Here is a 14,690-nt window from a genome sequence, read left to right as displayed (position 1 = left end):
CAAAAAAGCTTAGTCTTGCTTCTCGTCATCTGTAATTGGGGCAATATCAGCTTGACCTTTTTCAGTTAAACTCGTTAGGCCCTCTGCTTGAGTAATTAAGCCATTTTTCATTAACCGGCCTAATGCCCGCTTAAAACTGCCTTTACTAATCCCAAAGTAACTCTTAATCGCTTCTGGATCGCTCCGGTCAGTGTATGGCATTGCGTAATCAGGTTGCCGTTTTAAGACAGCCATAATCATTTCAGCATCGTCGCCAATTTCTTCATATGCCCGTGGTTTCAAACTGACATTTAAACTACCTTCAGGTCGCACACCAATGACGCGCCCCTTAACCTGTTGACCCAAACGTGGTTCTGCTTCACGTTCAGAAGGATGAATGAACCCAATGTAAAAGTCATCCGTTAAAATAAACGTCCCGGCTAACTTCAAACGGTAGACCGTCCCCATCACGTCTTGGTTCTTCATTTCTGGTTTAGCACCTTTTGAAATTGATCTGAAGATGCTTTCGTCAGCTAGTTGGCCCCACATCCGCCCTTTTTGATCGACTTCAATCGCAATCATTAAACGATCACCTGGTTTAGGCCATAATTTCGTAATGGTTGGTAAAATATCCAGTGATACGACAATATCCTTATCTGGCAAGCCAATATTGACGAAAACGCCTAAATCACGCCGCGTTTCAACCACTTCACCAAAGGCATAATGGCCCACGCGTGATTTAGGAATAAACGTTGATAAGATCAATTCCCGACTTGAGTTTTCATAAGCAAAACCAGTCACCGTTTCACCGATTGTCAATTCTTGTTCTAAAGTTTCTTTTTTTAATTCAAATGTCACGCCGTCTTTTTGGACAAAGAAGGCTGTTTCATTTTCATCTGTTACTAAGGCAGTAATGACTTGCCCGATTAATTCATTCATAGTTAACCTCTTTTATTCTTATTAATTAATGAATTGGTACTAAATTAAAGACCGTTAAAATGGTATAAGTAATCCCCGCTGCAATTACGGGGCCAGCCGCAATCCCTTTTAGAAAAACGACACCCATGATGGTCCCAAAAACCAAGGCCACTGTCATCTCAGGACTAGCGGACAATAGCCCCACACCCTTCGCTGATAGTACAGCAACTAACACGCCACAACCAACTGCAATAAAACCCGCCGGCGTTTTAAAGGCATTGATTAAGTCTTTGACACCAATTTGCCCCGTTGCAATCGGGACTAGGATAGCAACCGAAATCACTGTCACTCCCCAATTAATGCCTTTGGCTTGGATCACAGGCAGCACCTTATTTGAAATCGGGAATACCTTTAATATTAAAACAACCGCGGTCGCAATGATTAAAGATTGATTTTTCGCTAACAATGCAACGATTAAAATCGCTACTAAAAATAACCAACTTTCCATGTAAACCTCCAATAAAGTCTCCCTACTATTGTACCGATAAATGAACGACTTGTCAGTACTTTCAGAAAAGTAATTTTTAAAACAAAAAAAGCCCCCTCTTTTCAGAGGGGGCTTCATTTCATCATTCAGGAATGATTAAAGAGCGTTTGTTGCACCGCGGTAAACAATCCCACGACGTGAATCAACAGTCACAACTTCGCCATCTTTGATAGCTTCTGTTGCGTCTTTAGCACCAACAACAACTGGAATACCCATAGCGATACCAACAACAGCAGCGTGTGATGTTAAACCACCGTTTTCAACAACGATAGCACTTGATTTTTCGATTGCTGGTAAGTAATCTTTGTCAGTTGATTTAACAACTAAGATACCACCATCAATTGCTTTTTCAGCAGCTTCTTTAGCGTTTGAAGCGACAACAGCCTTGCCAACGATTGTTTCATCGCCAACACCTTGGCCTTGTGTTAATTTTGAACCAATTAATTGGATCTTCATAACGTTTGTTGTGCCACGTTCACCAACAGGAACACCAGCAGTGATCAAGATTAGGTCGCCTTCTTTAGCAAAACCATGTTCTTGAGCTGTTTGTGTAGCTAAGTTGAACATATCATCTGTATTAGCAGGTTTCTTAGCGATAACTGGGTATACACCATAGTTAACTGTTAAACCACGACGTGTACGTTCGTCGAATGTAACAGCTAAGATGTCAGCTTGTGGACGGTATTTAGAAATCATACGTGCTGTTGAGCCTGATTCTGTAGCAGCAACGATTGTCTTGATTCCTAAGTTACGTGCAGTGTGAGCAACAGCTTGGCCAATTGATTCTGTCAAGTTAGTCTTGCTGTATGCTTTCAATGCGTATGCATCGCGGTCTGTTAATGATTTTTCTGTTCTTTCATCAATGCGAGCCATTGTTGCAACAGCTTCTACTGGGTAGTCACCGTTAGCACTTTCACCTGAAAGCATTGTTGCGTCAGTACCATCAATAACAGCGTTAGCAACGTCGTTAACTTCAGCACGTGTAGGACGTGGGTTTTCTTGCATTGAGTCCAACATTTGTGTAGCTGTGATAACTGGTTTGCCAATAGCGTTACATTTCTTGATCAAGTTCTTTTGTACAAAAGGAACATTTTCAAATGGAATTTCAACACCCATGTCACCACGAGCAATCATTAAACCATCTGAAACTTTCATGATATCGTCAATGTTGTCGATACCTTCTTGTGATTCAATCTTAGGGAAGATTTGAACATGTTCCATGTGTTTTTCTTCTAATAATTCACGGATATCTAAAACATCTTGAGGTTTACGAACAAAACTTGCAGCGATAAAGTTGATTTCATGATCTAAACCAAAACGAATGTCGCTAGCATCTTTTTCTGTGATACCAGGTAAGTTGATTGAAACACCAGGTGCGTTAACACCTTTACGTGAGCCGACCATACCGTCGTTTTGAACTTCAGTAACAAGTTCTTTGTTTGCTTCGTCTTTTTCAATAATTTTAAGATCCACTAAACCATCATCGATTAAAACGTGTCCGCCGACATGTGTGTCGTCGTATAGACCTGGGTAAGTAACAGCGATTTTTTCAGGTGTTCCTTCAAGTGTATCGTCCATTGAAATACGTACCACTTCACCAGTGTGTAATTCAAATTTCTTACCTTGTTGAACAGTTGTCCGGATTTCAGCACCCTTTGTATCTAACATGATACCAACTGTTTTACCAGTTAATTTTTCAGCTTCGTGAACCATGTTCATCCGGCTTAAATGTTCTTCATGATCACCATGAGAGAAGTTAAAGCGGAATACATTAGCACCTGCTTCGATTAATTTTGTGATAGTTTCAACATTGTTACTTGCGGGTCCAAGTGTACTTACGATTTTGGTTTTCTTCATAAGTGGAATCTCTCCTTTTATGTCTATTTTTTAAAAGACTTTTCAGTCGTTTTAACAATTTTATATATGGAACGATGAATCTAGTAAGCTAAATCTTCGTTTAAATCATAAAGATCTAACATTGCGTGATGCTTGTGATTGAACAAGTCTAACATATCATGTGCGATAATTTCGTTCTTTTCAATCCCAAGTGCAACGCCACCTTTGCCTTCAAGCAATAATTCAACTGCTTTTGAGCCCAAACGACTTGCTAACACACGGTCACTAGCTGTTGGTGCCCCACCACGAACAACGTGTCCTAAAACAGTTGAACGTAAGTGGAAATCGCCGTATTCAGAAAGTTTTTCTGAGAATTCATCAGCGTGCATCACACCTTCAGCCAATACAATGACAGCGTGTTTTTGACCATGTTCACGTGAAGTACGTAGCTTATCAGCAACGGCCTTAACGTCGAAATCATGTTCAGGGATAATAATGTCTTGTGCGCCACCGGCAACACCAGCCCAAAGCGCGATATCACCAGCGCCACGACCCATTACTTCCACAACGAAAGTTCTTTCGTGACTAGCAGCTGTATCACGGATCCGGTCAATTGATTCGAGCACTGTGTTCACAGCTGTATCGAAACCAATTGTTTGATCTGTAAATGGAATATCATTATCAATTGTTCCTGGAAGACCAATTGCGTTATAACCATGTTCAGTTAAACGAAGTGCACCGTGATAAGAACCATCACCACCGATGACAACTAAAGCTTCGATACCAAACTTCTTGAGTTGTTCAATACCTTTCAATTGTCCTTCGACTTGTGCAAATTCTGGATAACGTGCTGAGTACAAGAATGTCCCACCACGTTGAATCTTGTCACCAACCGTAATTGGGTCCATCTTGAAGATATCTCCGGCAACTAAACCAGCGTAACCATAATTGATACCATAGACTTCAAGGCCTTCATGCATTGCTTTTCTTGCAACGGCACGGATGGCAGCGTTCATACCAGGTGCATCCCCACCACTTGTCAAAATACCTATGCGTTTCATCTTTTCACCCCAGGCAAATATTTTACTTAAAAAACCAATTGGTCTTTTAAAGTCACTAATATATTATCACTTTTCAGAAAATAAGTCTTGTCTTTTGCGAAGATTTTCGCAAAGATAGACCAATTTCTTTATTGGTCAAACCCTTTTAAAATCACATTTCCCGTCCCTAAAAGGTTTGTAAGCGCGGTCGTTAGTTTTTCGTTGTTCACAACCCAATAGCGCTCGTTCAATAGAATTGACTGTTTATCGGCCGCATTGTACAAGATAACTGGCGTTGTTCCGTGATTTTGTTGTAACAATTGATACATTTGTTGTTGCGCTTGACTCGTCAACGCCGTTTGAACCCGTAAATAAAGGGTCGCTTTGGGTAGCGTCTTTTGTGCATCTTGTGCCAATTGAATCTGATTAGCAACCACTTGTAAATCGCGACGTTGTTCAACTTTCCCGGTGATAAAAACAACTTGTCCTGTTTGTAGCCATTCACTGACCCGTTGATAAACGCCAGTAAAGAGCGTCACACTAATTTCACCGGTTGCATCTTGCCCCGTTACAAACGCCATTTGATCGCCTTTTTTCGTTCGAATCACCTTAATTCGGCGAATGAATAGCACCAAATGGACCGTTTGCTCGGGTGCCAAATCACTGATATCAGGCACATGGTAGTGTTGGCGTACACAATCATATTTTTCGACCGGATGTCCCGAAACATAGGCCCCAAGATATTCGGCTTCTTTATCCAATCGTTCAGTCAAGGTTAAATTCGGTACGGCACGTTCTTTCGGTGCTAAAACAGCAAATAAATCGACGTTATTCCCTGACAACTTCACACTATCAAGCAGGTCGGCTAAGTTGGTCAACAGCGCATTCCGATTCGGATTAAACTGATCGAAGGCGCCACTATAAATCAAGGCTTCTAATGCCTCTTGCTTGAGAAACTTAGGATCCATACGCTGTAAGAAGGCCAGTAACGATTTAAACGGTCCGTTCGTTGTCCGTTCTTGAATAATCGCCGCCACAAAATCGCGCCGAACTTTTTTAATGCTGAACAAACCAAAGATAATCCCTGAGTCGGCTAATCTGAAATAACTTTGACTGCGGTTAATATCAGGTGGCAGCACTTTAATTTGACGTTTCTTAGCTTCTGCTAAGTAAGTTTTCGTTTTTGTCGGATTGTTCAAAACGGCATTTAATAAAGCTGCAAAAAAGGCTGCTGGCTGATGAACTTTTAAATAAGCCAACCAGAAAGCAATTTTACTATAAGCAACAGCATGTGACCGGTTAAATCCATAATTGGCAAACCGCTCAATATAGTCGTAGACTGTCGTAGCAGCAGTTTCTGTGTGCCCGCGTTCGAGTGCGCCTTGAATAAATTGCGTCCGGCTAGCATCAATCACCGCCTTCTTCTTTTTACTCATTGCTCGCCGCAATAAGTCGGCTTCGCCTAAGCTAAAGCCCCCCATCTTGGACGCAGCCTGCATAACTTGTTCTTGATACACTAAGATCCCATACGTTGGCTCTAAAATATCGGCTAACGACGCGTCCGGATAAGTGACAGGTTCTTGCCCGTTCTTACGAGCGATAAATACGTCGATGTTTTCCATCGGACCTGGTCGATACAACGCATTTGTCGCCACGACGTCTTCAAAAGAACTCGGTGCCAACCGCCGTAAAACATTCTTAATGCCAAGTGATTCAAATTGGAAAATACCATTAGTATCACCTTGTTGGAATAATGCAAGTGTTTTAGGATCATCCAACGGAATTGAGTGTGGGTCAAACGGCTGTCCCGTTTGCTGTCCAACAAGCTTTACAATATTAGCAAGAATCCCTAAATTACGTAATCCTAAAAAGTCAATCTTCAGTAGGCCCAGTTCTTCCACGTTGCCCATTGGCAATTGTGTAAGTTCAATCTCTTCACCGCCACTTTGTAATGCAACCGTATCAGTTAACGGTGCTTGGCTTAACACAATCCCAGCCGCATGCGTTGAGTAGTGTCGTGGCAGTCCTTCAAGTTTCTGTGCTGTCTCGAATAGTAATCGATTTTGAGTGGAATCGGCCACCAAATTTTTCAATGGTTGTGATTGTTGATAAGCTTCTTTTAACGTGATTTTCAGCATGTCCGGAATTACCTTAGCCCAATCATTCATTTCAAACTGACTTAAGCCAAACACACGCCCCACATCACGTAACGCCATTTTAGCTGCCAGTGTGCCAAATGTAATAATTTGCGCCATATGATTCCGACCGTATTTGTGATAGACATAGGCCAGCACTTCATCCCGACGATTATCTGGGATATCCAAATCAATATCTGGCATATTCGCCCGATTGGGGTTCAAAAAACGTTCAAACAACAATTGATATTGAATCGGATCGACATCAGTAATCATTAAAGCATAGGCCACCAACGACCCTGCCGCAGAGCCTCGCCCTGGGCCCGTCATAATATGTTGTTCATGGGCATGCCGCATGACATCGGCAACGATTAAGAAATAATCGGCAAAGCCCATCTCGTTGATCACTCGCAATTCATACTGCAAGCGTTCTTGATATTCTTGCGGAATCGCTTGATCGGCAAACCGAACTTGTAAGCCTTGCTGACTTAACTGTTCTAGATATGCCGTTGCCGACTCTTGATGCGGTGTTTCAAAGCGTGGTAATTGGGCCCGCTTAAAGGTCAACTCAACTTGACAGAGTTGGGCAATCTTATCCGTATTGTGCACGGCCTCGACCAACTGCAATGCTTCAAACTCGGCCGTAATCTGATCAGCAGCTTGTAAATAATAGCCGCCTGGCGTTGTCTGATCACCACTATGGAGATTAACTTGCGTACCAGCTTTAATATGTTGTAAGACTTGCACTGAAAAAGCATCATCTGGTTCTAGATAACGAACATCACCTAATGCAACCAGCGGAACTCCGGTCGTCTGACTCAATGCAATTAACCCGCTAAGTTGGGGGGCTGCTGCTCGCTTGGCACTGATTCCTAAGTACAAGCTCCCCGGATCAACTGCCGCCTGGAGTTGCGTCAAATATGCCGTTGTTTGCTCCTCCGCTTGCAAAAGTAGGCGGACTAATTCGCCATCTTGAGCCGGCGTGATCACTACTAAATGGCTGAACCACTGTGTAATATCAGCAAATGAAACCAGATCAGTTTGAGTCATCACTTTAGAAGAAAGCTTCAAAAGATTCTGATAGCCAACTAAATCTTTCGCCAATACAATTAGCGGAAACCGTTCATCGGTTTGAAGTAATCCGCCAATTTCAAGCGTTAAACCCAAGATTGGATGTAAGTCAGCTGCCTTGGCCGCCTTATAAAAATCGACTAGCCCATAAATCACGTTCTTATCCGTCAGCGCAATACTCTGATAGCCGCGCGCCTTAGCACTTTCAATCAGTGCATCAATTTTAGTGGTACTTTCCAAGAGCGTATAGGTACTCTTAACCTGTAGTTGAACGAATGGCAAGCAACGCCCCTTCTTTCTTCGTTAATTCGATTACTCTTAGTATAACAAATTATTTCAAATGATTCTCTTTGGAAAACGTGTTACAATATCATAGAATTGAATCAAAGAAAGAAGGCCAACTATGAAATACGTTATGAATCTACTTTGGACATTGATTTTTGGGTTTGTCATTGGATTTATCGGTTCTAAACTAACGAAAACCGGCTTTAACATTCAAACAACTGTTATCGTCTCAGTTATTTTTGGGCTTTTGCTCAACTTCTTACCTCTTGTCTTACCAAAAGATCCAGCTAAATAAAGCACAAAAAAGGGCCGCAACTTTATGTTGCGGCCCTTTTTACGTTTATTTTGTAATGTAAATATACAAATCACTTGTTGAAAAACCGGTATTGAACTTCACACCATTTGATTCAATCGTCTTCATCGTGGTTTGACTACCTTTTTTGTTTTTCTTCGTATAATCGCTAAATTCGGACATCACTTTTTTGGAATCAGCGCCCATTGCTTGCGCAATCAATGCAAAACTGGTCCCAAAATCTTTCAATGCCGCTTTATCTTTGAGCGCTTTAACGGGTGTAATGAGCGTCATCCCCATTACATCTTGACTATCAACAGAACCGCGAATGGTGACATGCTTTGTTGCGACCCATTCAGTCACCCCATTTTTAGGTGTGGTTGGTAGCAATTGATCCTTTTGTGTCTGTTGCACCTGTTGCATTGCTGCTTGTACTTCCTGTTGCCGCTGCTTAAGTGTCATCAGATCAGCAGGTGCAAGTTGGCCTGCTTTGGCAGCTGCTGCTTGTTTTTGCAATTCCTGCGCTTTGGTTTGATCTGCCTTAGATAACGCCATCCCAATTAAAGCCTGGTTGTATTGCGCGGCAATCTTGGCATATTGGCCAACTGATGTGCCCGCTGCAATCGTTACCTTCTTTTGAACGGTTTTACCGTTTGCTTTAGCTTGTACCGTTACTGTTTGTTTGTTAGTCGTTGTTGGTACTTGAATCACATAAGTTCCGTCTTTGACCGTTGCTTTTTGGAAATGATTATGATTAATCCGGTATTGTAAATCAGCTTTTTTGGTTGTTGAACCTTTTACGACTGCCACCATTCCATTTTGGCGATAATTTGTTTTAGTCGTTGTTAATTTGGTTGTCCCACAACCAGCCAATAGACCGATTAGCCCTAAGCTGGTCACTAAACCAACAATTGTTTTTTTCATATTCGTCACCTTTTCATTGAAATTTAACTCATTGAAATCTTAGCTTAACCCTTTTAGAATCACAATTCAAGCGAAAACGACGAAGTGTCACATTTTTTAAGACCAATCAAAAAGAGCGACCACTTAACGGCCGCTCTTTTAAAAACTTATTTTAAATTTGTTTTCTTTTCATAACGGTTAAACATATATAATGCAACAATTGTGAAGAAGATAGGGCCAGCAACTGACCAGATTGTTTGACTTAAATTACCATCAATTGCTGGTTGAATAATCGTAAAGACGTTCGCAAAACCAACTGTGAACATGACCATGCAGACACAGAATTTATAGAAGGTCTTCCCTTTATAAATTGTAAATGGTTTTTCGATACTTTCATCCTTTTTAAAGCCAAAGTATGAGTATGCCACAAACATGTATGGCAATGTCATTGAAACGTTTGTCATCGCTGTTAAGATATCGAAGAACTTAGCAGCACTCTTACCACCAAAAGCAACGAAGGCAATAATCACAATTACAATTGCAGCTTGGACCTTCATTGCATTGACCGGCATATTATTACTATTTTTCTTAGTAAATGACTTAGGCCAAAAGGCAGCAGGTGTCCCTTCGATAATTGTTTTTAATGGTGAGAAAATAATTGTAAAGAAAGCCCCACTAAGTGCTAAGAACATTGAAAGCCCCATGTAACGACTGAGCCAAATCCCAACTTGAATAGCAGCATGTTCACTTAAGTGCATTGCTAACCCTAATTGGTAACCCATGTTGTTCATGGCAATATAAGCAACGTTCCCCAAAGTAACGGTTGCGTTTGAACCGGTTGCTTTGGCGAAGCCACCACCATTGGTAAAGACGAAGTTCCAGTTAGTGAAAGTCCCCATCATAAAGATCCCAACAGCATAGCCGACAACAATCACGACAGCAGAAATAGCTAACCCTTTTGGAAAGTTAACCTTAGCGTTTTCAGTTTCATCTACTAATCCACCAACAACTTCAAGACCACCATAAGCGAAGATCGCAAATACAACGAAACTGAAGACTTGAATCATCGATGTATAGCTTTGATTTGGTGATTGGAAGAATGCATGGGTTGTAACAGGTTGTGCCATTACCCCTTTATTTAAAACAAGGATTAACAAACCACCCAAGAATAAAATCACGTTGATTAACGTAATGGCTGAACCACCAATACTGGTGATTCTCTTGATTTTATCAAGGCCTTTTGATGTGACAAAGGTAATGACAATGATCCAAATAATAGCTAAAATTCCTAATGTTTGCACACCATTTGTCAAACCAAAGATTGACCATTCTTGTGTTTTATCAACCCCGAAAAAGGCGTTTGATAATGGAATCCAAATCCCGTTCCCGACGTTAACCATCCAGATAATGTATGAAGCAAACCACATAAATGTGCCGACAAAGGCAAATTTAGCGTTAACGGATTTCTCCATCCAAGAGTAAATCCCCCCCTTTGCTTCACCAAAGGCCGCTCCCATTTCTCCGAGCATAAATGCATAAGGAATAAAGAAGGTAACAGCTGCTAAAACATACCAAAAAATTGATGCATATCCCATCAAGTAGAACGCACGTGGGATATTCGTAAATCCAAAGACTGACGTAAAGACCATTAGAATAAGCGCACCAAGCGTTAACTTATTCGTCTTCTTCTTTTCTGCCACCTAAAACACCTCTTTCATTTTTTTCAGACTTAACCACAATGATTAATCCTCTGAATAAAAATTAGTTAACTAACATTTGTTAATAAACTAATTAGTTACCTTTATTTTACGGCGAAAATAGAAAGAGGTAAACGAATTCATTATTTTTGTAATTGAATTATTTGTGAATCTTAATTCAATTCTCATTTTCTAGTCAATTACTTATTTTTTGCTGGCGTTTTTTCTTCAACTGGTTCTTTCTTCAAAGTAATCCCAATTGCAATCTTATATACCACACTCTGACATGCTAATTTCAGCAATGTTTGTTGGGTTTCAGTGACCAATGTACCTGCTGGATTTTTGCCTTGGTCATAGGGGCTGTAATCCTCATCTAACTGATGAATCGCTGCTAAAAACGTTAAGATAAAGTAATCATAAAGTTGCTTTTCATTTCGGTTAGGTGTTTCCGCTGTCATCAATTGTTTGATTTCTTCAATCGAAAAACTCGTTTTCAATAGTGCAATAATTAAAACTTGAGCAATTTGCGATTTTGTATACCGTTTTTTAATCGGTGCTGCCACAATTTCTTTTTTGACGTAATTATTAATCATTGAAGCGGTGATTTCATCTAAATTTAACGCGTTTAGGTATTGATTGATGTAACTAACCACTTGATCCATATATAGTTCCAAATCGGGCAGGTCTGTCCAACGTGGTAAGCGTACAATTTGTAAACGATCGAGCTTTTGTTTCAAGTGTTCATTTTTCATAATTATCAATCTCCTTTTATTCAATACTCATTATACCACCATCTAGTATTTAAAACTAGGAAACTGCATAAAAAAAGAGTTTCTTATTCAGAAACTCTCGATGACGATTAGTCGTTAGCTTTTGGTGTAACAACTTGTTCGCCTTTATAGAAACCTTTTGGTGATACACGGTGACTTACACGGTATTCGCCATTAGTTGCATCGAATTGTACGTTTGGTGTGTTCAATTTGATATGTCCACGACGCATACGTTTCTTCGTCTTTGATGTTCTTCTTGCTGGAACTGCCATTATTTTCAGACTCCTTTATATCTTAGATTCATTAATGATATACCGAACTCGGGGAATTTGGCAAGGATTATCTCAATCCCATTCAAATTGATTTTAAATCATCACGTGTCCCGCTACTTTTGTCCGCGACTTCTATAATACTATGTTTATCCGCTAAGAGCAAGTCAATTACAGAAAAACAATTGATTAACGACTCTTAATGACACCACTTTCAAAGTGGAATCGTCCTTAATCGTCACTAACATTCTGTACATCATCCCTAATAAGTGTACCATACAAACATCAATCTGACAGTAATAATCCCTGATTGATGTCCAAAAAAAGCGCCGCAAATTAAATTTGCAGCGCTTTTTCAATCGTTAGCGATTTTCAAAAACTAACTGGTTATCTTTTAAGTTAATTTCAACCGTGGTTCCTGGTAACATATGCCCGGCAATAATTTCTTTAGCCAATGGGGTTTCGATATGGTTCGTAATAAAACGCCGTAATGGCCGCGCCCCAAATGCAGGATCGTAACCTTCTTCTGCCACCCATTGTTTAGCAGCATCTGAAATCGTCAATGTCAATTCTTGATCTGACAAACGGTCTGATAGATCATGAAGCATTTTGACCACAATCGCTTGAATATCGTTCAAGCTCAATGGTGTAAACATAATTGTATCATCAATTCGATTCAAGAATTCTGGCTTGAATTTCGTCTGAATTAAGGCTTGAACACTTTCCTTAGCCGTTTGTGAAACTTGACCTTCTTCATCTACACCGTCCAGTAGGATTTCAGAACCCAAGTTAGAAGTCATAATGATGATTGTATTCTTAAAGTCAACCGTCCGTCCTTGTGAATCTGTCAAACGACCGTCATCCAACACTTGTAATAAAATGTTAAAGACATCTGGATGGGCTTTTTCAATTTCATCCAATAACACAATTGTGTATGGATTCCGCCGAACTGCTTCAGTTAATTGGCCACCTTCTTCATAGCCAACATAGCCCGGTGCGGCACCGACCAATCGTGATACAGAATATTTTTCCATATATTCACTCATATCAATGCGGACCATATGCCGTTCAGAATCAAATAAATCCTCAGCTAAAGCTTTTGCTAATTCGGTCTTCCCAACCCCTGTTGGTCCTAAGAAGAGGAATGAGCCAAGCGGACGGTCTGGATTTTGTAAGCCAGCCCGTGAACGTAATACAGCATCTGTCACAGCATTGACAGCTTGATCTTGACCAATTACCCGTTCATGCAGAACATCGGCAAGACGCAGTAATTTTTGTCGATCACCGGCAACTAATTTGGCGACTGGAATCCCAGTTTGGGAACTAACCACCGTTGCAATTTCATTTTCAGTAACGGATTCCTGAACCATCCAGTCCTCTGGCTTTTCAGCCTTTTCAAGGTCGGCAAGGTCTTCTTCTAATTGTGGAATTGTGCCGTGTTGCAACTTAGCAGCCGTTTCTAAATCATAATTTCCCTGTGCTTCTTCTAATTGCCGTTTAGCAGCATCAATTTCCGCTTTTTTATCATTAATGCGGTTCAAATCTTCTTTTTCAGTTTCCCACCGCATCTTTAAATTATTCGTTGTTTCGCGTAAATCAGCTAATTGTTTTTGCGTCTCAGCCAATCGTTTTTGCGAAGCGGCGTCGGTTTCTTTCTTTAACGCTTCTTCTTCAATTTCAAGTTGCATTAATTGCCGCGTTGCTTGATCCAATTCCGTTGGTTGTGAATTCATTTCGACGTTAATGTTGGCACTGGCTTCATCTACTAAGTCGATTGCCTTATCCGGTAAGAATCGATCCGTAATGTAGCGATTTGACAACGTCGCAGCTGCGACTAAGGCATTATCGTGAATCCGGACACCGTGGAAAATTTCAAACCGTTCCTTCAAACCACGTAAAATACTGATGGTATCTTCAACGGATGGTTCTTGAACTAGCACTTTTTGGAAACGCCGTTCAAGCGCCTTATCTTTTTCGATATTTTGCCGGTATTCATCCAACGTTGTCGCACCAATCATGTGTAATTCACCACGCGCTAACATTGGTTTCAAGAGGTTCCCAGCATCCATGCTACCTTCAGTCTTACCAGCACCAACAATCGTGTGAATTTCATCAATGAAGACCAGAATCCGACCTTCACTCTTCTTAACTTCCTTTAACACAGCTTTAAGTCGTTCTTCAAATTCACCCCGGTATTTGGCCCCGGCGATTAAAGTCCCCATATCCAGTGAAATAATTGTCTTATCTTTTAAATTATCGGGCACATCTTTACGGACGATTCGTTGCGCTAATCCTTCAACAATCGCCGTTTTCCCGACACCAGGTTCCCCAATTAAAACGGGGTTATTCTTGGTTTTCCGTGACAAAATCCGAATAACATCTCGAATTTCTTCGTCCCGGCCAATAACTGGATCCATTTTGCCAGAACGGACCGCTTTGATTAAATCCGTTCCGTATTTTTCAAGCGCTTGGTAATTATCTTCTTGGTTTTTAGATGTCACACGCTCGCCTCCTCGTAAATCAGTAATGACTTTCTTTAATTTTTGTTCAGTGACATTTTGTTTCTGTAAATATTGAACAAGTGCCTGGTATTTCAAACCCATTAAGCCCAAGATGACCGTCTCAGTTGATAAAAATTCATCTTGGAATTCTGTTTTGTATTTTTCAGCAGCAGTTAATACTTGGTACAAGTTTTGTGAGATGTTTTGACCGTAATTCGTTTGACCTTCAACCGTTGGAATTGCGTCAATTTCACGATCAATCTCCGCCTCAAGAGCATCGATATCTGCACCGGCTTCTTGGTAAATTTGCCGTCCTAGTTGTTGTGGTTGGACTAAATATTTAAAGAGGTGTGGAATATCAATTTCAGTTTGATGACGCGTCATCGCGATTTTCTGCGCTTCTGCAAGTGCATCTTGGACAGCTTGTGTCATTTGTTCTGGATTCAT

General features: G+C 40.7%; 11 protein-coding genes. 1 reads left to right on the top strand and 10 read right to left on the bottom strand.

Annotated features, from left to right (window positions below; genetic code table 11):
* Positions 1-9: 9 nt before the first annotated feature.
* From LCU_RS02090 to dnaE, 5 genes are all read right to left on the bottom strand, one after another.
* A complete protein-coding gene (locus tag LCU_RS02090) occupies positions 10-918 on the bottom strand; it encodes a CvfB family protein (RefSeq protein WP_004270403.1) in 909 nt (302 codons plus the stop codon).
* Between the two features lie 25 nt (positions 919-943).
* Positions 944-1,405, bottom strand: a complete 462-nt coding sequence (locus LCU_RS02085) for a DUF441 domain-containing protein (RefSeq protein WP_004270392.1) — start codon at positions 1,403-1,405, stop codon at positions 944-946.
* A gap of 135 nt (positions 1,406-1,540) precedes the next feature.
* Positions 1,541-3,301 carry a pyruvate kinase gene (gene pyk / locus LCU_RS02080; protein WP_056966205.1) on the bottom strand — a complete coding sequence of 587 codons (1,761 nt, stop codon included), beginning with the start codon at positions 3,299-3,301 and terminating at the stop codon, positions 1,541-1,543.
* Positions 3,302-3,381: 80 nt separating this feature from the next.
* Positions 3,382-4,341 (bottom strand): 6-phosphofructokinase, encoded by a 960-nt coding sequence (gene pfkA, locus LCU_RS02075; protein WP_004270386.1) that lies wholly within the window; start codon positions 4,339-4,341, stop codon positions 3,382-3,384.
* A 128-nt stretch (positions 4,342-4,469) separates the two neighbouring features.
* Positions 4,470-7,808 (bottom strand): DNA polymerase III subunit alpha, encoded by a 3,339-nt coding sequence (dnaE, locus tag LCU_RS02070; protein WP_056966202.1) that lies wholly within the window; start codon positions 7,806-7,808, stop codon positions 4,470-4,472.
* A gap of 121 nt (positions 7,809-7,929) precedes the next feature.
* Here dnaE and LCU_RS02065 point away from each other — a divergent pair, with 121 nt between their 5' ends.
* Positions 7,930-8,106, top strand: coding sequence for a YjzD family protein (locus LCU_RS02065; protein ID WP_004270393.1), 177 nt, complete (start codon positions 7,930-7,932; stop codon positions 8,104-8,106).
* A 45-nt stretch (positions 8,107-8,151) separates the two neighbouring features.
* Here LCU_RS02065 and LCU_RS02060 read toward each other — a convergent pair whose 3' ends face one another.
* The 5 genes from LCU_RS02060 to clpB all read right to left on the bottom strand — a co-directional run bounded on the left by LCU_RS02060 (position 8,152) and on the right by clpB (position 14,690).
* On the bottom strand, positions 8,152-9,027 hold the full coding sequence (locus LCU_RS02060) for a hypothetical protein (protein WP_056966199.1): 876 nt from the start codon (positions 9,025-9,027) through the stop codon (positions 8,152-8,154).
* Between the two features lie 146 nt (positions 9,028-9,173).
* Positions 9,174-10,706, bottom strand: coding sequence for a glutamate/gamma-aminobutyrate family transporter YjeM (gene yjeM / locus LCU_RS02055; RefSeq protein WP_056966197.1), 1,533 nt, complete (start codon positions 10,704-10,706; stop codon positions 9,174-9,176).
* A 197-nt stretch (positions 10,707-10,903) separates the two neighbouring features.
* Positions 10,904-11,455, bottom strand: coding sequence for a DUF1836 domain-containing protein (locus LCU_RS02050; protein WP_004270388.1), 552 nt, complete (start codon positions 11,453-11,455; stop codon positions 10,904-10,906).
* A gap of 107 nt (positions 11,456-11,562) precedes the next feature.
* Positions 11,563-11,745 (bottom strand): 50S ribosomal protein L32, encoded by a 183-nt coding sequence (rpmF, locus tag LCU_RS02045; protein WP_004270395.1) that lies wholly within the window; start codon positions 11,743-11,745, stop codon positions 11,563-11,565.
* A 359-nt stretch (positions 11,746-12,104) separates the two neighbouring features.
* Complete coding sequence (clpB, locus tag LCU_RS02040; protein ID WP_004270385.1) at positions 12,105-14,690, bottom strand: ATP-dependent chaperone ClpB; 2,586 nt, start codon at positions 14,688-14,690, stop codon at positions 12,105-12,107.

Source organism: Latilactobacillus curvatus JCM 1096 = DSM 20019, assembly GCF_004101845.1.
Classification (GTDB): domain Bacteria; phylum Bacillota; class Bacilli; order Lactobacillales; family Lactobacillaceae; genus Latilactobacillus; species Latilactobacillus curvatus.
Note: the sequence above shows the minus strand (reverse complement) of the source record. Positions and strands in the feature narration are given on the sequence as shown.